A 19835-nucleotide genomic window follows, 5' to 3' on the forward strand; every position below is an offset into this window, starting at 1 on the left:
GAATGCGTTGTCGAGAGGACAAGCAGGGGGCGTATGGCGCGCCTTGCGGCCGCTGGCGTGCCGGCGCCGGACCGCAAGGCGAGGTGATGCGGCAGGGGGAGAGGCTCGGCGAAGCGAGCCGGGGCGGGGCGCGGTCCAGGCCGTGCCCCGCCCCGGCGGCCCCGGGTGCTGCCTTGCCTTAGAAGGGCAGCGGGCCGACCGCAGATTGCGGCGCCGCCGGCGGGAACTGCAGCGGGCCGGTCTGGCGCTGCAGCGCGTAGCGCAGGTAGACGCCGGCGTACCACTGCCGGTAGTCGCGCGCATTGTCGATGCCGAACAGGCCGCCGACGTACATCTGCTGGCTGGCCTGGTACTCCATCGAACCGACCAGGTTGTACGCCAGGCCGGTCTTGGACTGGCCTGGGTAGACCGCGCTGGTGGCGTTGGTCAGGCCGGCCGCGTTGGCGCTGGCCACGGCGCTGTTGGCGGCGGACTGCGCCGCCGCATTGGTCGGGAAGAAGTTGGAGTCGTTCTCGGAGAAGGACTGCACGCCGAGCGCGCCGCGGATGTGGTACGCGATCTTGCCGCTGCGGCCGGACAGCGACATCGGCAGCGTCACGGCGAAATAGCGCTGGGGGCTGAAGTAGCCGCCCTGGCCGAAGGTGAAGTAGCGCAGGTTGTCGGCATAGCCCATCGAGGTGAAGTTGATGCCGCCCATCCAGCGTTGCTCGGGTGTGTCGAGCAGGCGGATGTAGAAACCGCCGCCACCTTCCCAGCGGGTGTTGCGCGCCACGTCGTGGCCGGTCAGCAGGCCGTAGCCGCCGTAGCCGTAGATGCCCAGGGTGCCGTCGTCCCAGCCCAGGTCGGCACGCCCGCTGCTGTTCATCACGCCGCCCCAGCGCAGGCCGGCACGGGTATCCTGCGCGCCGGAGTAGGACAGCACGCTGTCGGTGACCGGGCGCCGCGACGCCGCCAGCGACAGCGTGGTGCGCTGCGTGACCGGCAGGTTGACCTTGACGCCGGCATTGACGTCGGCGTACTGGAAGCCCAGCGGGGTCGAGCCCACGTCGGCATTGATGCGCTCCGACTCATAGGCTACGCCCACCGCCGCGCCGAAGGCGCTCTGGTTGCCGGCCGAGGCGCCGGAGCGCGCCACCAGCGGGCCGGCGCCGAAGCGGTAGGCCGAGTTGTAGTCGGTGCCGACCGAGCCGGCATCGATGGTCACCGGCGTCACGCGCGCCACCAGCTTGCCGTTGCCCGCCGGCATCCTGCCTTCCGCCACCACCTGCGTCTCCATCATCTGGCTCATGCCGGAGTCGCCGCTGCGGCCGCGCAGCATCGGCCCGCCAGCCAGCATCGGGCTGCGCTGCGCCTGGAGGTCCTGCAGTTCCTGCTGCGCGGTGCGCGGCGTATTGGTGTCCGCTTCCTGGCTGTCGTTGTCGGACAGCCAGGGCAGGCGCGACTGGGCGCCGAGCGGCTGGCGCGCGGGCACGGCCACGGGCTGGGGCGCCGCCACCGCGGCGGCATAGGCCTGGGCGGGGGAGGCGTTGGCCGGCAGCGGCGCCGCGGCGGGAGCGGCCGCATAGCCTGCGGCATAGCCCGCTGTAACCGGCGCCACAGCCGGCGCCACAGCCGGCGCCACAGCCGGCGCCACAGCCGGCGCCGCGGCGGCACGCGTATTGCGTGTGTTGCCTGTGCTGCGGCTCGCTGTGGTTGCGCGGGTGCCGGCGCCAGCGGCCGGGTAGTAGGCGCCCGGTGCCTGCATGGCCTGCTGGGCAGCCTGCTGCTGCGGCACGGGGATGTAGGGCTGGCCGTAACCCTGCTGCGCGTAGGCGGGCGGTGCAGCCGGCAGCGAGGCTGGCTGCATCACCGCTTGCGCGGCCACCGGCGCCGGCATCGGCGCATAGGGTGCGTTCGAGCCCGGTACCGGCAGCTGCGAGGTGCCGCGCTGCCCGGGCAGGCCGACGAAGGGGTTGCCCGGCACGCGGTCGAAGCCCGAGCCGGGGCGCGTCGGCGCCAGGCCCGGCATGGCGGCGCCGGCCTGCGCGGCCGCGGCATTCTCGGCCGCCACGGCGGCGCGGAAATAATCCATGGCCTTGGTCGGCTTGCCTTCGGTACGGTAGAAGCGGCCGGCCTCGGTCAGCACGCGCGGCGACTTGGGTGCCTGCGCCAGCGCCATCTGCAGGATGGCTTCGCCGCGGCTGAATTCCTTGGCGGCGCCGGCCGCGCCTACTGCCGACAGCAGCAGGTCGAGGTTGCGCGGGTCCTTCTCGATCAGGCCCTCGTACAGCGTCAGCGCCTTCTGGCCTTCGCCGGCCTTGGCATACATGCGTGCCAGGCTGCCGCGCACCGCGGCATCGCCCGGCCGTTCGGACAGCGCCGGCGCCAGCGTGTCGTAGGCCGCCACCAGGTCATTGGCCTCGGTCAGCTGGTCGGCCTGGCGCACGATGTAGGCCACGCGCAGCGAGTCGTAGTCGCGCCGCTGCGGCGCGTTCATCGGAGCGTTGAGGAGCTGGCGCAGCAGGCCGGCCAGTTCGACGTCCTGCTTGGTCTTGAGCAGGATGGCGGCGTACTGCAGTTGCACGCCGACATCGGGCTTGGCGGTGCGCCCGATCACGGAGCGCATCAGCATCAGCGCGTGGGTCTCGTCGCCCGCGTCGGCATAGGCCAGCGCCAGCGCGCCGAGCTGGTCGGCATCGCGCTGGGCATAGCGTTCGGCCTGCTGCAGCACGTTCAGCGCCGCGGCCGGCTGGCCGGCGGCGGCCAGGCCGGCGGCACGCTCGGCTTCGGCGTGCACCCACAGCCGGCGCTGCAGATTGCCCATCTCGCGCGTGCGGTTCTGCGGCGGGATGCGCTCCAGCGCATCGAGGCCGCTCTGCCAGCGCCCGGTCTCGGCGGCCAGCAGCGCGCTGGCGAAGAGCACATCGGGCTGGTCGGGATTGGACATCAGCAGGCCGTCCATGACCCCGCGCGCCTGCTCGGGCTGGCCCATGGCGACGTAGGCGCGTGCCACTTCGAGCCGCACCCAGGGGTCGGTCGGGTCGGCCGCCATGGCGTCTTCCATGGCACGGCGCGCGGCCGCCGTGTCGCCGCGGGCCAGGGCTTCGCGGGCCTGGATACGCGCCTGTTCGGCGCGCAGCTTGCCCAGCGAGCCGACCTTGTCCTGCTGCTGCGGCGTCAGCCGCTCCACCACGGCCAAGGCTTCGGCGTTCTTGTTCTGCGCCGCCAGCACGTCGACCAGGCCGCGCGTCGCATCGGGGTTGTCGGGCTGCTGGCGCAGCACGCGGCGGTAGCCGGCCTCGGCCGCGGCGTACTGGCCATCGGTGGCGAGCACATCGGCCAGCGCCACCTGGGCCGCCGGCTGGTTGGCGTCGAGCTTGGTGGCGCGCTCCAGCAGCTTGCGGGCCTCGGCGCGGTTGCCGGCGTCGCGCGCGGCGTTGGCCTGCTCCATCAGCATCCAGTAGTCCGCGCTGTTGTGCGCGCTGCGGTAGCGCGCGCCGGCGCCGCGCCGCTCGGCCTGCTCGAAGAAGTCGGCGGCCTCGGCGAACTTCTCCTGCTTCAGGCGCAGCACACCCATGCCGCCGAGCGCGTCGGCGTCGCCGGGACGCTGGGACAGGGCGTTGCGGAAGGCCGTGTCGGCGCCTTCCAGGTTGCCGGCGTCGAGCGCGCGGAATCCTTCCTGGACCACCTTGCGCACCGGGTCGGCGCTCGGCGCTTCGGCGCGGGCCGCCTGCTGCTGCGCGCGCGCGATCGCGTCGAGCTTGGCGCGCACCGCGGTGTCGTCGGGATGGGTGGCGAGCCAGGTCTGGAACAGCGGTGCGTCGGCCGGGCGGCCGCCCAGCCAGGTCAGGGCGCGGCGCCAGCTTTCGCTGGCCTGGGTGCCGACGTCGGAGCGCTTGGACAAGGCTTCGAGCTGGCGGATGCCCTCGCGGCGCGTGTTCTCGCGATAGGTCAGGTGCTGTGCGAGCGCGAGCTGCGCGCGCACATCGCCGGGGTTGTCGCGCACCAGTTGCTCCAGGCCCTTGCGCGCCTGTTCCCAGCCTTGCGCGGTGCCGCCGAGCGTCTGGTAGTACTCCAGCGCCAGGTCGCCTTGCGGCGCGGCGCCGCCGGCAGCCTGCTGGTAGCGCTTGACGGCCTCTTCGGACTGGCCGGCGCGCGCCAGCTGGCGCGCCTGCTCGACCTGCTGGCGCGTGCCGGCGCTGCCGCCGTTGCGGATGGCCTGGTCGAGGCGCCCGGCCAGCGGCGAGTCCGGCTTGGCCTTGCGCAGCCGGTCGAGATAGGTGCGCGCGCTGTCGGCCCGGCCGGCTTCGAGTTCGGCGACGCCCATGCCGTACAGCGCATCGGGCTGGTTCGGGTCCAGGCGCAGGATCTTCTGCCAGGCTTCGATGGCGCGGTCGCTGCGCCCGCGTGCCTGCCAGAACTTGCCCTGGTCGGTCAGCAGCTTGACTGGATCCTCCTGGGCCGCGGCGCTGACGCTCCACATGGCCATCAGGCCGAGCAGCAGCGAGCGCGCGGCCGGCCGCGCCTGGCCACCCGCCGTGCCGGCGCCGGCCTGCCGCCGGCTGCTCATCCGCCTCACTTCGCTGCTGCGCTTCGACATGCTTTTTCCCACTGCAGTTCTAGTTGTCCCGAGGGCGCGAACCGGTAGCGGCCTTCGTCATAGCCGAGGCCGAACAGTCCGAGCACGGTGTCGTAATAGGTTGCCGGCGCGCGCTGCTGGTGCACCGGGTCGGCCAGTCCCTGGGCACGGCTGCGCTGCGCTGCCAGGCCGGACGAGCCGGCCGCGGCCAGGAAGGGCAGCAGCGCCGCGGAGAAGCCGAGCGGGCCCTCGCCCTCGAGCGCGCCGCTGTCGGCGTGCATGCGCTCGGGCGGCGCGGCGAGCCCGGCCATGCGCTGGGCGTGGGGCGCCAGAGCCTGCCGGATGGCACGGCCGGCCGCGTCGGCGCGCGGTGTCATGCCGGACCACAGGTAGACGCGGATGGCGTCGTAGCTGCTGACGTCGCCCTTGACCGCATCGGTGCCGAAGCCGCCCGGGCTGGCATAGGCGGACCAGTCGGGCACGATGCCCCGCCGGGCCACCGCCGTGATGAAGCGCCCGGCCTGCACGGCCAGCGTGGCCCATGGCCCGGCACCGTCGGCGGCAGCCAGGCGCCTCAGCACCGGCACCGGCAGGTAGCTGGCATTGAGGCGCCACTGGCGCGGTGCGTCGCTCTTGGCGTCGCTCCTGGCGCCGCCCTTGCCGTCATCCTTCGCGGCCGAGGCAGCTTCGGCCTTGTCCGCCGGCTTCGGGCCGCCTGTCATGAAGCCTTGCGGTCCCGGCAGCAGCATGGTGCCGAAGCCGGGCAGGCTGCCGACCTCCTGCGCCGCCACCTGCTTGAGCAGGGCGCGCGCGGCCGTGGCGTAGCGGGGTTGTTTCCACAGGCGCGCGCCTTCCAGCAGCGCGTAGGCGAACCACAGGTCGGCGTCGGAGGCGGAGTTGGCATCGATCACGCCCCAGGAGCCGTCGCTGCGGCGGCCCCAGCGCCAGGCCGGCAGCCTGGTGGCGAGATCGCCGGCGCCCAGGTTGGCCACGCTCCATTGCCACAGGCGGTCGAAGGTGGCGCGGTCGTTGGCGATCAGTGCGAACACCATGCCGTAGGACTGCCCCTCCGAGGTGCTGTGCTGCTCGGGCGTGGACGGATCGATGACGCGGCCGTCGTCCTGCACCAGGCGGGCGAGGAACTGGCGGTACAGCGGCCAGTCGCAGGCCTGGGGGGCAACCTGAGCGGCAGCCTGCGCCGGCCGCGGCAGCGCGCCGAGCAGCGGCGCGGCGCCGAGCGAGCCCAGCCAGCCGAGCAGGCGCCGCCGCGCGGCGAACGCAGCGTGCCGCATCAGCCCTTGCCTCCATGCCGCATGGCGGCACGTGCGCGCAGCGTCAGGTACAGCATGGCGCCCAGCAGCAGGGCCGCCAGCCCGATCATCAGCACCAGCGCGTAGGGCCGCTTGGACAGCCACCAGTGTGCATAGGTCCACGGCGGCAGGCGGCCGACGTAATAGTTCTGCTGCGCCGCCAGGCTGTCGATGGTCTTGCCGCGCAGCACCGCCAGGCTGCCTTGCACCTGGGCGAGCTGTTCCGGCGTCAGCAGGGCATCGGTCATCGCCTGCAGCCCCTGCGGCGTGTTGCCGATCACGGCGACCACGCTGCGGCCGCTCTGCAGCGGCGATTCGAAGCCGGCCAGCGCCGCCTGGGTACCGCTGGCGCTGACCGACAGGCGCGCGGCGACGCGCCGGTCGCGCGACAGCTCGGCGCCGTTCCACCAGTCCAGCAGCGTCGAGTAGACCGAGGTCAGCGTGAAACGCCCTTCGTTGGCGCCCATCCCGACCGGCATGCTGTCGGCCCAGCGGCTGAGCAGCGGCTGGTTCTGCGGCGTGCCTACCACCAGCAGGTCGCGCGAGGCCACGCTCTGCACCTGGGCGGCACCTGTCACGGTCACGCCGGTGGCGGGGTAGCCGGTCGACTCGCCCATGCGGCCGAGCAGGGTCAGGTAGGCGGTATAGTCCTCGGCGCCGGGCTTGTCCGGCAGCACCACGGCCGTCTCGGAGAGATCGGCCAGGCGCGTGAAGGGGAAGCCGCTGTTGCCGAACACAGCGAGGTCGGGCAGGGCGATGAAGTGCGGCAGGCCGGATACGTCGATGGTCGAGTCCGGATCGATGGCGCCCTTGACGTTGTCGATCAGCACGTCCTTGCAGGCGCCCTGCTTGAGATAGTCGTAGTAGTAGTGGAACTGCAGCTGTGTCTGCGCCGGCAGCTGGAACAGCGGCAGCTTGATATTGGCCGTTTCGGGGATCGAGCCGTCGGGCAGCGCGCGCTCCAGCAGCTGCGTGACGCGGCCCTGCTGGTCCTTGACGGCGCGCAGCGGGAAGGCGCGCAGGAAGCGGCCGCCGACGTTGACGTTGAGCGTGGACTTGTCCAGCACCGGGCGCGGCGTGTAACGGTACTTCAGCGCGATCGGCACGCCGTGCCCGCGCCAGTCGAACAGGTCGGGCGGCAGCCGCAGGTTGACGCGCACCAGGTCCGGGTTGTAGCCGGAAACGTTCAGGTCGCGCGTGTTGGCCAGTTCGCCGAAGCGCACCGGGCGGTCGGTGCGCAGCCAGTTGGGCGCGTCATAGGGTTGGCGCGGGGCGATCTGGTCGATCTGGGTGATCGTGGCGGTGCTGCCGGACAGCGCGCGCGCGCCCAGCGCCAGCCCCTGGGCGGCTTTCTTCAGCTCGGCGCTGTCGCGGCCCATCACCAGCAGCAGCTTGCCGTTCGCATCGCCCGGATTGGGCACGATGGCCACCGTCGGGCCCGACACCGGCGGCAGTGCGACGCCGGCGGGGCGTTCGTCGGCGGTGGCGAAGACCACCGCGTTGCCGCTGGCGGGCACCTGGTTCAGCGCCGCCGGGAAAGAAGCGCCGCGATAGCCGGCCAGGGCGCCGAACCACGAGGACACCGCACCGGCGGCTTCCAGCGTGGTGGTCGATGGCGCGCCGGCGAAGACGAAGGGCAAGGTCAGCCGGCGCACGTCACGCCGGTCGAAGAAAGGCAGCGGCAGCAGCGCCAGGTCATTGGCCATGCCCAGCGAGGTGACCGTCAGTTCCAGCACGCTGGCATTGCTGACGGTGGCCCACAGGCTGCTGTGGAAGGGGTCCTCGCAGTCGGTGGTGTAGTGGCCGATCAACTGCAGGTTGAGCCGGTTGAACTCGGTGATCAGCTGCGGCTCGATGGTGATCTCGCGCTCGATCGTCGTGCCCGCCTGTTCCTTGGGCACCGGCAGCGCCGCGGCGACTTCGCCGTTGACGATCACGTTGATATGCGACAGCGCGGGGATCAGCGCCGGGGAATAGGTGTAGCGCAGCTTGAGGCGGGCGCCGGTGACCACCTGGTCGGCGCGCACCGAGAAGGGCACGCCGTTGACGCCGTCGACGCCGCGCAGCTGGAAGGGGTTGTCCGCGCCCAGCTGCTTCAGCGTGAAATTGACCTGTTGCGTGCCGGCGCGCGGCCCCGCGGGCTGGGCCGTGCCATCGGCCGGGAGCGGCGATTGGCGCGAGGCGGCGGGCACGGTGGCGGCCTGGCGCTGGGCGCCGGCAGGGGCCGCGGCCAGCAGGGCCAGTGCCAGCAAGGCGCTCAGGCGGGCGGGCCGCGCGCGTCGTTGCGCGTGCGCGTCGGATGGGCGTCGAATCGTCATCAAGGCTGTCTCTTCTTGTTCCTGAATTCCGTTGTTCTTGGGGGCCGGCCGCGGCGGGCCGGGGCCGTCAGCGCGCGCGCGCCTGCGGTGCGGGCCGGCGCAGCAAGCGGCGCATCTCCCGACCGAGGTGGAACATCACGTTCTGGAATCCCATCACGCCGATGCGCATGATCTGCCGTGCCGCCAGCCGCGGCGCGTCGGGGCGCTTGCGGCCCCATGAGTCGATCCAGGCGTCGGCGCGGGCGAACGTGCACTGCACGAATTCCATCTCCTGGCGCGGCGTCATCTCGTCGAGCGCGAGGCCGGTATGGCTGCGCCCGTGGAACACCACCTTGCCGGTGAAGGCATGCTCGTCCTCCTGCAGGTAGAGCGACACGGTGACCGCGTCGCCCTTCTTCAGCTCGCAGCCGGGCGGCAGCTTGAGGCCGAGGCCGCCTTCGGCGAAGTCGCTGGTCTCGCAGACGATGGTATTGCCGTCGGCCAGGCGCAGCGCGGCCGGCAGGCGCATCGCCACGCGGTGCGATTCGCGGATCTGGCGCGTCTCGGTGGCCACCGCGATCGAAGCGCCCAGGATGATCAGGTTGTACACCGTCCAGATCAGGTTCAGCACCACCGTGGTGGTCTCGACCTCCTGCCAGACGAACAGGCGCATCACGCCCACCGCCAGCCCCAGCAGGTTCAGCAGCAGCATGATGAGGTAGGGGCGCGAGATTTCCCAGTCGAAGTAGGCTTCCTCGATCACGCCGCCCTTCGGTGTCACGTTGAACTTGCCCGCGGCGGGGTTGAGGAAGGCGACCAGGGTCGGGCGCATGATGTACCAGGCCAGCACCGACTCGTAGACCTCGTTCCAGAAGGAATGGCGGAACTGGCCCTGCACGCGCGAGTTGGTCATATTGGCGTGCAGCAGGTGGGGCAGCGCGAAGATGGCGATGGTCAGCGCCGAGGCCTGGATCACGTGCGCGCCGAACAGCAGGTAGGCCAGCGGCGCGGTGAGGAAGACCAGGCGCGGCAGCCCGTAGAAGAAGTGCAGCATCGCGTTCAGGTAGCACAGGCGCTGCGGCAGCGACAGCCCGGGACCGAACAGCGGGTTGTCCAGCCGGCAGATCTGCGCCATGCCGCGCGCCCAGCGGATGCGCTGGCCCACATGGCCCGACAGGCTTTCGGTGGCCAGGCCGGCCGCCTGGGGAATGGCCAGGTAGGCGGTGCCATACCCCTTGCGGTGCAGCTTGAGCGCGGTGTGGGCATCCTCGGTCACCGTCTCCACGGCGATGCCGCCCACTTCGAGCAGCGGGGCGCGCCGGATGATGGCGCACGAGCCGCAGAAGAATGTGGCATCCCACAAGTCGTTGCCGTCCTGGACCAGGCCGTAGAACAGCTCACCCTCGTTGGGCACCTGCTGGAAGGTGCGCAGGTTCTTCTCGAACGGGTCCGGCGAGAAGAAATAGTGGGGCGTCTGCAGCATGGCGAGCTTGCGGTCCTTGAGGAACCAGCCGGTGCAGATCTGCAGGAAGGAGCGCGTCGGGATGTGGTCGCAGTCAAAGATGGCGACGAACTCGCCGTCGGTCTTCTTGAGCGCCTCATTGATATTGCCCGCCTTGGCGTGGCGGTTGTTGTCGCGGGTCAGGTGCGCGACGCCGACCTTCTCGCAGAAGGCGCGGAATTCCTCGCGGCGGCCGTCGTCCAGCACGAACACGCGGATCTTGTCGGCGGGCCAGTCGAGCGACATGGCGGCGAACACGGTCGGCTTCACCACCGAGAGCGGCTCGTTGTAGGTCGGGATGAAGACGTCCACCGTCGGCCAGGTCGAGGTGTCATCGGGCATCGGCACCGGTTTGCGCTTGAGCGGCCAGGCGGTCTGGAAATAGCCCAGCATCAGCACCGCGAAGGCATACAGCTCGGCCAGTACCAGGCCGGTGCCGAAGGCGACGTCGGTCCAGTTGGTGAAGCTCATCGTCTCGGTCAGGCGCCAGTACATGTAGCGGCTGGACGCCGACATGGACAGTACCACCAGGATCAGCGTAGCCAGCCGCCCGTGGATCCGGTTCAGCCACACCGCCATGGCGAAACAGGCGGCGGCGAAGCCGACCTGCTGCCAGAAGTCCAGCGGCACCGTCACCACCAGCAGGAACAGGAACAGCGCGACCACAAGGGCAGCCACGCGTGCTCCCGGGTGGTTCCACAGCGGCAGGCCGACAAAGGTGTTGCCGAAGCCCCGCACGCGCGAGGACAGGCGATCGAACCAGCCGGCGCGGGGTGCCGCGGTGGCGGCTGCGGGAGAGGAGGGCTGGCGCTTCATGCTTCGACTCCGTGCAGGCCCAGCGCCTGGCGCAGCCAGCCGGCGCAGCGCAGCAGGTCCTGGGTGGCCTGGCTGTTGGGGTTGTATTCCAATACGCTGCGGTCGAAGGCCAGCGCTTCCGCCACGGCTTCGTCGCGATGGACCACGCCCAGCAGGCGGTCGCCGAACTGCTGGCGCAGCACCTGCAGCACATCCTTGCCCAGCTGGCGGCTGACATCGACCTGGTTGACCACCACGGCATGGCCCAGATAGTCCGGCCGTCCCTCGCAGTAGGTCTGGATCAGGTCTTCCATCAGCGGCAGCGTGGCATACGAGGCCGCGTCGGCCAGCGTCACGACCACGCACACCTGCGCGCAGGACAGCGCCTGCCGCATATACGGGGAGGGGCCGGGCGGGGTATCGATGATGACCACGTCGTCGCGGCCCGGCAGTCCCAGCAGCTCCAGGTGCGAACGCAGCCAGGCGGGCTCGCCGGCAAGCCGCTGCTCGAAGCTCGAGCGGTCCGCTTCGTTGAGCGCGCCGAAGGGCAGCACCTGCACCGTCGAGCGGCCCCGGAACACGCTTTCGTGCCAGGGCTGGCCGGCCAGCGTGGCACGCGCATGGCCGTCGATCAGCTCGGGCGGCATGCCGAAATGCAGGCGCAGCGCGTTCTGCGGGTCGAGGTCGATGGCGAACACGCGTTGGCCCACCTGTGCCAGGGCCTGGGCGAGATTGGCGGAAAGGGTGGTCTTGCCGACGCCCCCCTTGGCCGACACTACAGCGACGACCTTCATGGGCGCTTCAACCGGTCGAGAAGGGAGCGGCGCAACTGTGCCCGCTCGGCGTCCGGATCCGCGCTGCGGCCTTCCAGGCGCGCGAACACCCGGGTGAGCTCGGTGCCGGACGCCTGGCTGGCGGCATTGGCCGATGCGGCGGCCACGGCGGAGGCGAACTGGGCCGGGGGCGCGACATAGGCCCGCGCCGGTGCCGGCGCGGGCGGCGGCGGCACGGTTGCGCCAGCCAGCCTTTGCTTGAGCGTCAGCCTGGCCGCTGCCGGGGTTGCCGAGGGGGCGGCGGGCTGTGTGGGCTGTGCGGCGCTGGACGCCGGCATGCCTTGCAGGCCCGGGTGGGCGACCGGTGCCGCGGGCGCTGCCGGGATTGCCGGCATGGGCTGCAGCAATGGCGCACCGGCCGGCGGCAGGCCGGCCGTGCGCACCGGCAGCGGCGGCCGCGTCGGGGCGAAGTGGGAGGGCGGCAGTGGTGCCTGGGGGGGGGTGCCGGAGGCAACTCCGGCTGCGCCGGCGCCGGCGGCTGCCGCAGCATGGCGCCCGCCAGCTCGCCGGGGGATACCGGCGGCACTTCGTCGGGCCGATCCGCCTGGACGGCAGACAGCAGCGGCCAGCGCGCGCGTGCTTGCTGCGCACCCTCGCTGCGGACGATTTCGCGGTAGGAGGTGGTGTCGCCACCGAACCGCTTGAACAATTTTGTCAGGTCGTCGGACTGGCTCATGGTCTTTGGCTGGTCGATAGATTCCGGTGCGGCGCGGCAAGCTCGTGCCGGGCGCCGCCGCCGGAGGCCCGGTCCATTCAGCGCCCGAAACGGAAGGCGACTGTGCCAGTGGCGTCGATCTGCGTCACCTGCGTCAGGGCCAATGCGTCGGAGGAGCCGAGGACGCGGAACCAATGCTGGTAGGCGCCTTCGAGGAAGCCCGGTGACCACGCATCGGCCGACTCGCCAAGCGCCGTCCTGAGCGGGGCGCAATGGTGGTGGATGGTCAGCGTTTCGCCGTTGTCCTCGATCCGGGTCCAGCCCCAGTCGATGCGCAACCACACCTGCGTGAGGGCCTGCTCCAGGTCGGCGACGGTGTCGCAGCGGCCCAGGTCGAAGCGCTCGGCGAACCGCGCGCCGACCCGGCGCATCAGTTCGCGCAGGCTCGCGACATCCAGCGTATCGGCCAGCTCGGATGCAAAAGCGCCAAGCACATCACGCCATTGCGAGGAGCAATGGCGTTCCGTCAGATATTGAAGCGTGGACAAAGTCACCCCGTAATTTCCTATTTTGATCTGCAGATCGCTGTTATTGATTTCCTGTTACATTTTCATGCCTTTTACGGTACCGAAGCAATTGCTTTGACTGCACTTTATTCCGATGGGTAACATTGTCCCTTTCTCACAACAACCCCCCGAAATGGTGAGGAAAACCGCCGGATTGCTCTGATAGGATCGCGCCCCTTCGGCGCTTGTCCGGTCCCTTGTCGGGCGGGCCTCCGATACTCCCAGGCAGGGTGTGCGGATTATCTCCGAAGCCGGGCCAGAGGGCGATAAGATGCATCCAGAAGCGATGTTAGACTGGCTCGTCGCTGTCTTGCCCCGATCCCATGAGACTCACGGACTACACTGACTACAGCCTGCGCACGCTGATCTTCGTGGCGGTCCACCCGGACGGGCTGGTGACCATCCAGCAGGTCGCGGACGCCTTTTCCATTCCGAAGAACCACCTGATCAAGATCGTCCAGCGACTCGGGCAGGCCGGTTTCCTGCACACCGTGCGCGGGCGCGCGGGGGGCATCCGGCTCGGGCGGCCCGCCGCGCAGATCCGGATCGGGGATGTGATCCGTGCCACGGAGCCGGATTTCGGCCTGGTCGAGTGCTTCCAGTCCGGCGAGAGCGCCTGCGTGATCACCCAGGTCTGCGGTTTGCGCGGCGTGCTGGCCGATGCCTTGCTGGCCTATTTCGATGTGCTGGACCGCTATACCCTGCAAGACCTGGTCGCCCGTCCGGCGCCATTGGTGCGCTTGCTGTCCGGGGCGGGCGTGTCCGTGCCCCTGCCTGCCAGGCCGGCGCGGCGCATGCCTGGCGGCGAGCCCTGAACGGGGCGGCAGGTCAATCCATTCTGTCTAGTGCAGCCAGCCGCTGGCGAAAGCCGCGGCGGGAAGCGGCTGCGAGAACAGGAAACCCTGTACCTGGCGGCATCCCAGCTTGCGCAGTATCTCCAGTTGCGCAGGCGTTTCCACGCCCTCGGCGACCACCTGCATGTCCAATGCGCGGGCCAGCGCGACCACCGCGGCGACGATGGCGCAGGTCTTGGGCTCCTGAGCGTCGAGCGGTGTCACGAAACTGCGGTCCAGCTTGAGCTCGTGTGCCGCCAGCGCATGCAGGCGCGCCAGGCTGGAGTGGCCGGTGCCGAAATCATCCAGCGCCACCCGCAGCCCGGCGGTGCGCAGCCGGGCCAGCACATCGGCGATGTACTGCGGATCGTGCATCGCGGTCGACTCGGTGAATTCCAGCAGCAGGCGATGCGGGCCGATACCGTGGCGCCGCAGGCAATGCCCGATCTGCGGCAGCAGGTCCGCATTGCGCAACTCGCGCAGGGAAACGTTGACGGCGACCTCGGGCGTGGGAAGGCCCTCGGCATCCCAGGCCGCCAGTTGCCGGCAGACCTCGTCGACCATCCAGTGCCCGATCGACTCGATGTGGCCGCTGCGCTCGGCCAGGGGGATGAATGTATCGGGCAGCAGCAGTCCGAAGCGGGGGTGCTGCCAGCGCGCCAGTGCTTCCGCGCCGACCAGTTGTCCGGTTGCGGTGTCCAGCTTGGGCTGGAAGAAGGCGCGCAGCTCGCCGCGCCGCGCGGCGTGTGGCAGGTCGCGCAGCAAGGCCTGGCTTCCGGCCGCAAGCGCCGTGGTGGCGGGGCGGGTGTTGCTGCGGGGACGGGGGTCCGGGCTCGGCGTGCCGATCGTGTTCACAGGGTTCCGGCCTTGGCGGGGCATGGTATCCAGCGCCACAGAGTTTCTCCAGTGACGAATAAGGCAATGTCCATGCCAAGCCTGCCGCCCGCGGTCGCTGGCCGCGCGCCGGTGGCGGGCCTTTGCCTGCTGCCAGGCGGGTTGCCGTCGCGTGCGCCGCCGCGCATCGGTATCGCGGCGCCGGGGCCGCGCCGCTCCACGGCGGCGGCTCGCTTGCGGCAGTTCCTCGATCCGTTGCGAAAACGTTACGTGTTACGTCGCACGTAACGTAACACTCCTCCTTCAGCGGCCCTCCCGGCGCGCGCCACGGCGGACCTCCACGTGATTTCCCGATAGGCCGGAAACCCAGTCCCCACAAGGCTTTGCGGGTGGCAAGCCGGTTTTTGCGCCGTCCCGCGCGGCGACGCAGGCGCCGATGGCACAGCGATTGCACACCATGCCGGTACCGAGCAGGCACAAAGAGTACGCGTTCCAACGCGTCGACCAATGCAACGGGAGTGAAACGTCGTCAAGACGGATGGCGGCCGGACGGATGCAATCAAGTCCGCCGGGAACGCCGGGCACGGGCGCCTGCGCCCGTGTCCTTGTGGGGGGCGGCTGCCGCAGGCCACGTGCCGGGCGCCGCCGCCTGGTTTTGGGAAGGAGGCCGGAGCCGGCGCAAGCGGCTGCGGCAGCAATCTACGGGGAGAAACAACGTCATGGAAGCACGGGACAAGACTGTGTTCACGGCGGAGCAGCTCGACGCCTACTTTGCGTCCTACGTCGGCATGGAAGGTGGCGATCCGGCTGCCCCGGTCTGGTTCTGCGATGCCACGCCGCATACCTGGGCCGAAGCCCTGGCTGCGCCGCTGGTGCCGCGCGCCGAGCCGACCGCCTGGGACAGCGACTTCCGCGCGCGCCATCACGATGTGATGCAGCGCTGGCAGTCCCACCAGAAGATCGCACGCATCATGGCGTCCGCTCGCGCCGAAGTGTTCCGTCGGCCGCAGAGTGAATGCGACTGGCAGCACTATTTCGATACGCACCTGTTCGCGCCGGGCGGGGCCGAGTTCAAGATGAGCCTGTTTCCGCTGCCGGCCAACCATATCGGTTCGGTGCCCTGGTCGCAGGCATTCCGCGGCCAGCCGGCTCTGGTGCCCAAGCGGCGCTACCTGGACCTGTGCCGCAACGGCGGGCGCTTCCGCTTCGTCGCCGACACCCGCCGGCGCTGGAAGCCCAAGCTGGTGGTCTGCTTCGGCGAGCGGCACCGGGAAGATTTCGTGCAGGCATTCGGTCTCGGGCACGTGCACGCGAGCGAGCACGTGCTGCAGCCGGCCGACCAGGCCAAGACGCTCTACATGGTCGAGCACGACAACACCACCTGGATCATGTGCGCGGCGCTGGCGGGCGCCGCCGGCATGACCTCCGACGTGCTGCTGGATGCCTTGGGCGCCTTCATCGCGCCGTGGCTGGAGCAGGCCGACTTCGCGCGCTGCGGTGGGCACTGCGGCCGGGCCGCGGCGGTGTCGCCGCAGCGCCGGCTGCCGGAGTCGAGCTGGCTCGGAGCGCTGCGGGCGGCCTGAGCCTCCCGGGCGGCGGCACGCGCGGCCGGCCGCCGCCGACCCGGTCGCCAAGGCGGCAACCGTGATCGCGCCCGCGCTGCGCCGGGCCTAGCTGGCGCGCACGATGTGCACGGGACGGCGCTTGCCACTGGCGGGGTGGCAGGCTTGGGAGTAAAATCGCTGCCTTCGCTCTTCCGGCAGTCCCCCCTATAACATAACAATGAGCCCCCGTTCTTCGCGCTTGGCGTGCATCGATGCACTCAAGGCGGTCAGTTCGCAGCTGATTGTTCTGCATCATCTCGCCTTCTACGGTCCGATGTCCGATGCGGCGCACGTGCTTGCGCCCGGCGTGCTCGACTGGCTCTCCCAATACGCCCGCATCGCGGTGCAGGTCTTCCTGGTGGTCAGCGGCTTCCTCGCCGCGCGCAGCCTCGCGCCGGGCGGCGAGCTGCTGGTGCAGCGCCCGCTGGCCGCCTTGTGGCGGCGCTACCAGAAGCTCGTGGTGCCCTATAGCGTGGCCATCGTGCTGGCCATCGCCGGGGCGGCGGTGGCGCGCCACTGGATGCACCACGATTCGATTCCCGCGGCGCCGCACCTGCGCCAGTTCATCGCCCACGTGTTGCTGCTGCACAGCCTGCTCGACGTGGACGCGCTGTCGGCCGGCGTCTGGTACGTGGCCATCGACATGCAACTGTTCGCGCTGCTGCTGGCGCTGCTGTGGGCGGCCCGCACCATCGGCGCCGGTGCGCGCGGCTTCGGCATCGTCCTGGTCGTGGCGATGGCGCTGGCCTCGCTGTTCTGGTTCAACCGCGATGCCGCCTGGGACGTCTGGGCGGTCTACTTCTTTGGCGCCTACGGGCTGGGTACGCTGGCCTACTGGGCGTCCAGCCCCGGGCGCCCGGCGCTGCCCCTGCTGCTGCTAGGGGCGGTGGCCCTGCTGGCGCTGGCGGTGGACTTCCGCCTGCGCATCGCCCTGGCGCTGGTGGTGGCCTTGCTGCTCGGCGTGGTGCGGCGCCAGGGTTGGCTGGAGCAATGGCAGGGCGGGGCGCTGCTGGCCTGGTGCGGGCGCGTCTCCTACTCGGTATTCCTGGTCCACTTCCCGGTCTGCCTGGTGGTCAACGCCTTGTTCTTCCATTTCCTGCCTGGGCGGCCGCTGGCCAATGCCTGCGGCATGGTGCTGGCGTGGGCGGCCAGCAACGTTGCCGGGGCGCTGTTCCATCGCTATGTCGAGGCCGCCGGCCTGACCGGGCTGTTGCGCGCGCGCTGGATGCTCTGGCGCAGCGGCCATGCGGCCTGACCGGCGGCACGGGGCGCACAGGGTCGATCGTGCGAGCGGCACCCATCGGGTGCCGCTTTCTCATGGTGCCGTGCACCGCGCCTGATGCCCGCCGGCCGTCCGGCCGTGGCCCGTCCTGCACCTCGGTGGTGCGCGGATGGCGTGTGCTGCGCCTCACACAGGGCTGAAATCGAGGTTGGGAGATGGCACGAAGGTTGCCTAGTATGGAAGCGTAAACCTGACCATTTGGTCAGGATTTCCTTACCGAGGCCGTCATGTCCGACCACATCGTCCTGACTTCGCACGCCCGTCGCGGCAAGCCCGCCGAGCCGATCTGCTGGGGGGCGCCGACCGCCACGGAGCGCGGGCCTGTGATCGCGAGCCTGACCAATCCGGCGCACCGCAACGTGATCGGGACCCATGGCGGTGCCTATGCCGTCTATCGCGCGCTCGCGGTGGCGTCCGGAGCGCTGCAGCGCGACCACCGGCCCGATTTCACCGACACCGCGCCCGCGGTGCCGGTCGGACCGCATCCGCAATGGAGCGACCCGGACAAGATCGTCTCGCTCGATCCCTGGGGCCACCTGGTTGCGACGGCCTTCGCCGAGCGCATCGCGGCCGGCATCGACGTACGTCCCACCATCGCCATCACGCGCGCCCACATCAATATGCCGGAGCTGGTGGCGGCGATCGCCGCGGGGCGGCTCAAGCCGGATGGCAGCATCCTGTTCGCGAACGGCGACGTGCGCGTGACCAAGGCCGCCATCGATCCGGTCTGGCACCTGCCCGGACTGGCGCGCCGTTTCGGCATCAAGGAAAGCGTGCTGCGGCGCAATCTGTTCGAGCAGACCAGCGGCATGTTCCCGGAGCTGGTGACGCGGCCGGACCTGAAGGTTTTCCTGCCGCCGATCGGTGGCATGACGCTCTATTTCTTCGGCGACCTGGAGCGGCTCGGCGATCCCGGCACGCGCGTGGCGTGCCGCGTGCATGACGAATGCAACGGCTCGGACGTGTTCGGCTCCGACATCTGCACCTGCCGCCCCTACCTGGCTCACGGCATCGAGGTCTGCATCGAGATGGCGCAGCAGGGCGGAGTCGGGCTGGTGGTCTATAACCGCAAGGAAGGGCGTGCGTTGGGCGAGGTCACCAAGTTCCTGGTCTACAACGCGCGCAAGCGGCAGGCCGGCGGCGACCGCGCGGAAACCTATTTCGCCCGCACCGAATGCGTGGCGGGCGTGCAGGACATGCGCTTCCAGGAACTGATGCCCGACGTGTTCCACTGGCTGGGCATCCGCCGCATCGACCGCTGGGCCTCGATGAGCAATATGAAGCACGGTGCGCTGGTGGCACAGGGCATCGAGGTGGTGGAGCAGGTGCCGATACCGGAAGAATTGATCCCGGCCGATGCCAGGGTGGAGATCGACGCGAAGGTGGCGGCCGGCTATTTCACGCGGTATACGCCGCCCGATGCCAGCGAACTGGCGCTGGCCAAGGGCAGGGGGTTGGAAGAATGAACGCTTTTCCGGAAGGGGATCTGGCGGGGGCCGGCGGTGCGGACGCAGGGAGCGGCTGGCTCTGTCCGCTGCCGGAGGGGCATCCCGCGGCAGCGCTGCTGAGCGCGCGGGCCGTGCGCAAGCATTGTGCCGAAGTGACGCGTTTCGTTGCCTCCGGGGAGTCGGCGCTGTTCAGCTGGCACCCGGAACGGGTGCCGGAAATCGCGGACTACGTGAGCGCGACCATCCGGCGCCGCTATCCGGACCTGGTCGTGCCCTACCATAGCCGCTGGCGCCATTTCGAGGCCGGCGGGCCCGGCGAGACCGTCGACCGCTGGCGCATGCTGTGCGAGCGCGCCGGCCTGAACGGGCCGGAGCAGCGCGAGGAGCGCGCCCGCATCGGCATCGACCTGGTGATTCCCAGCGTGCTGCTCGACGCCGGCGCCGGGCCAGACTGGCGCTACCGGGATTCCGCCAGCGACCAGATGCTGAGCCGCTCGGAGGGACTCGGCGTGGCCAGCTTCGACCTGTTCGCCCGCGGCGGCTTCTCCGCCGCGCTGGGCGACCCGCTGCGCGCCGATGCCGAGCGGCTGATGCGCATCGACGTCTCCTCCATCGCCAGCGCCTTCCAGGTCGCGCAGCATAATCCGCTGGTCGGCCTGGACGGCCGCGCCGGCCTGCTGCGGCGCCTGGGCGAGGTGGCGCAGGCCACGCCGGCCGTGTTCGGCGCGCCGGCCCGGCTCGGCAACCTGTTCGACTACCTGCGGGCGCATGCCAGCGATGGCCGCATCGAAGCCGGCTTCGTGCTGCGTACCTTGCTGGTGGCCCTGGGGCCGGTGTGGCCGGGGCGCATGGTGCTGGATGGCGTGCCGCTGGGAGACTGCTGGCGGCACGCCGCCGCCGCCGGCGGCCTGGTCCCGCTGCACAAGCTCACGCAGTGGCTGACCTACTCGATGCTGGAACCGCTGGAGGATGGCGGGCTGACGGTGACCGGCCTGGACGCGCTGACCGGCCTGCCGGAGTACCGCAACGGCGGCCTGCTCTACGACTTCGCGCTGATGGTGCCGCGTGACCCGGGCTTCGCCGGGCACGCCCACACGGTAGGCGAGCCGGCCATCGTCGAATGGCGGGCCTTGACCGTGTCGGGCCTCGACCTGGTGGCGCAGAGCGTGCGCGATGCGCTCGGGCTGTCGGCCGAGGCCTTCCCGCTGGCGCGCGTGCTGGAGGGCGGCACCTGGGCGGCTGGCCGGCGCATCGCCGCCCAGCGGCGGCCTGGCGGCCCGCCGCCGTTCTCCATGATCAGCGACGGTACGGTGTTCTGA

At 70.6% G+C, this 19835-nt stretch carries 13 protein-coding genes and 1 pseudogene; 5 read left to right on the plus strand and 9 right to left on the minus strand.

Features of this window, described 5'->3' with window-relative positions; genetic code table 11:
* Positions 1-178: 178 nt before the first annotated feature.
* The 8 genes and pseudogenes from BKK80_RS26170 to bcsD all read right to left on the minus strand — a co-directional run bounded on the left by BKK80_RS26170 (position 179) and on the right by bcsD (position 12503).
* Complete coding sequence (locus BKK80_RS26170; protein WP_236903966.1) at positions 179-4579, minus strand: cellulose biosynthesis protein BcsC; 4401 nt, start codon at positions 4577-4579, stop codon at positions 179-181.
* Positions 4555-5850 carry an endoglucanase gene (locus BKK80_RS26175; protein WP_071071897.1) on the minus strand — a complete coding sequence of 432 codons (1296 nt, stop codon included), beginning with the start codon at positions 5848-5850 and terminating at the stop codon, positions 4555-4557. The genes BKK80_RS26170 and BKK80_RS26175 overlap by 25 nt, the downstream gene beginning before the upstream one ends.
* Positions 5850-8186, minus strand: coding sequence for a cellulose biosynthesis cyclic di-GMP-binding regulatory protein BcsB (gene bcsB / locus BKK80_RS26180; RefSeq protein ID WP_071039862.1), 2337 nt, complete (start codon positions 8184-8186; stop codon positions 5850-5852). The genes BKK80_RS26175 and bcsB overlap by 1 nt, the downstream gene beginning before the upstream one ends.
* A gap of 67 nt (positions 8187-8253) precedes the next feature.
* Positions 8254-10482, minus strand: coding sequence for a UDP-forming cellulose synthase catalytic subunit (gene bcsA, locus BKK80_RS26185; protein WP_084545764.1), 2229 nt, complete (start codon positions 10480-10482; stop codon positions 8254-8256).
* Complete coding sequence (bcsQ, locus tag BKK80_RS26190) at positions 10479-11255, minus strand: cellulose biosynthesis protein BcsQ (protein ID WP_071020616.1); 777 nt, start codon at positions 11253-11255, stop codon at positions 10479-10481. Before bcsQ ends, bcsA begins: the two co-directional genes overlap by 4 nt.
* Positions 11252-11629, minus strand: a complete 378-nt coding sequence (locus tag BKK80_RS37560) for a hypothetical protein (RefSeq protein WP_236903968.1) — start codon at positions 11627-11629, stop codon at positions 11252-11254. The genes bcsQ and BKK80_RS37560 overlap by 4 nt, the downstream gene beginning before the upstream one ends.
* 236 nt (positions 11630-11865) lie before the next feature.
* Positions 11866-11970: pseudogene (gene bcsR / locus BKK80_RS38025) on the minus strand (BcsR/BcsP family cellulose biosynthesis protein); the annotation flags it as partial.
* A gap of 77 nt (positions 11971-12047) precedes the next feature.
* The gene (gene bcsD, locus BKK80_RS26200) at positions 12048-12503 is read right to left on the minus strand and encodes a cellulose biosynthesis protein BcsD (protein WP_083384558.1); all 456 of its coding nucleotides are present in this window, start codon (positions 12501-12503) and stop codon (positions 12048-12050) included.
* 335 nt (positions 12504-12838) lie between these two features.
* On the opposite strand from bcsD, the gene BKK80_RS26205 reads away from it, so the two are divergent.
* On the plus strand, positions 12839-13330 hold the full coding sequence (locus tag BKK80_RS26205; RefSeq protein WP_071020606.1) for an Rrf2 family transcriptional regulator: 492 nt from the start codon (positions 12839-12841) through the stop codon (positions 13328-13330).
* Between the two features lie 27 nt (positions 13331-13357).
* On the opposite strand, the gene BKK80_RS26210 is transcribed toward BKK80_RS26205, so the two are convergent.
* Positions 13358-14203, minus strand: coding sequence for an EAL domain-containing protein (locus BKK80_RS26210; RefSeq protein ID WP_157903345.1), 846 nt, complete (start codon positions 14201-14203; stop codon positions 13358-13360).
* 698 nt (positions 14204-14901) lie between these two features.
* Here BKK80_RS26210 and BKK80_RS26215 point away from each other — a divergent pair.
* The 4 genes from BKK80_RS26215 to BKK80_RS26230 all read left to right on the plus strand — a co-directional run bounded on the left by BKK80_RS26215 (position 14902) and on the right by BKK80_RS26230 (position 19835).
* Entirely contained in the window at positions 14902-15765 is an 864-nt protein-coding gene (locus BKK80_RS26215) for a transcriptional regulator (RefSeq protein ID WP_071020600.1), read from the plus strand.
* A gap of 199 nt (positions 15766-15964) precedes the next feature.
* Positions 15965-17041: an acyltransferase family protein gene (locus tag BKK80_RS26220; protein ID WP_071039864.1), complete on the plus strand. Its 1077-nt coding sequence runs from the start codon at positions 15965-15967 to the stop codon at positions 17039-17041.
* A gap of 254 nt (positions 17042-17295) precedes the next feature.
* Positions 17296-18534: a GTP cyclohydrolase II gene (locus BKK80_RS26225; protein ID WP_071020595.1), complete on the plus strand. Its 1239-nt coding sequence runs from the start codon at positions 17296-17298 to the stop codon at positions 18532-18534.
* Positions 18531-19835, plus strand: a complete 1305-nt coding sequence (locus BKK80_RS26230) for a URC4/urg3 family protein (protein WP_071071903.1) — start codon at positions 18531-18533, stop codon at positions 19833-19835. Before BKK80_RS26225 ends, BKK80_RS26230 begins: the two co-directional genes overlap by 4 nt.

The sequence above is a fragment of the Cupriavidus malaysiensis genome (assembly GCF_001854325.1).
GTDB classification, from domain to species: domain Bacteria; phylum Pseudomonadota; class Gammaproteobacteria; order Burkholderiales; family Burkholderiaceae; genus Cupriavidus; species Cupriavidus malaysiensis.

Bases quoted from the DNA above. Each gene is read 5' to 3' on its own strand.
- BKK80_RS26170 (WP_236903966.1), bottom strand. From the start codon at position 4,579: ATGTCGAAGCGCAGCAGCGAAGTGAGGCGGATGAGCAGCCGGCGGCAG.
- BKK80_RS26175 (WP_071071897.1), bottom strand. From the start codon at position 5,850: ATGCGGCACGCTGCGTTCGCCGCGCGGCGGCGCCTGCTCGGCTGGCTG.
- bcsB (WP_071039862.1), bottom strand. From the start codon at position 8,186: ATGACGATTCGACGCCCATCCGACGCGCACGCGCAACGACGCGCGCGG.
- bcsA (WP_084545764.1), bottom strand. From the start codon at position 10,482: ATGAAGCGCCAGCCCTCCTCTCCCGCAGCCGCCACCGCGGCACCCCGC.
- bcsQ (WP_071020616.1), bottom strand. From the start codon at position 11,255: ATGAAGGTCGTCGCTGTAGTGTCGGCCAAGGGGGGCGTCGGCAAGACC.
- BKK80_RS37560 (WP_236903968.1), bottom strand. From the start codon at position 11,629: ATGCCGGCAATCCCGGCAGCGCCCGCGGCACCGGTCGCCCACCCGGGC.
- BKK80_RS26205 (WP_071020606.1), top strand. From the start codon at position 12,839: ATGAGACTCACGGACTACACTGACTACAGCCTGCGCACGCTGATCTTC.
- BKK80_RS26215 (WP_071020600.1), top strand. From the start codon at position 14,902: ATGGAAGCACGGGACAAGACTGTGTTCACGGCGGAGCAGCTCGACGCC.
- BKK80_RS26220 (WP_071039864.1), top strand. From the start codon at position 15,965: ATGAGCCCCCGTTCTTCGCGCTTGGCGTGCATCGATGCACTCAAGGCG.
- BKK80_RS26225 (WP_071020595.1), top strand. From the start codon at position 17,296: ATGTCCGACCACATCGTCCTGACTTCGCACGCCCGTCGCGGCAAGCCC.
- BKK80_RS26230 (WP_071071903.1), top strand. From the start codon at position 18,531: ATGAACGCTTTTCCGGAAGGGGATCTGGCGGGGGCCGGCGGTGCGGAC.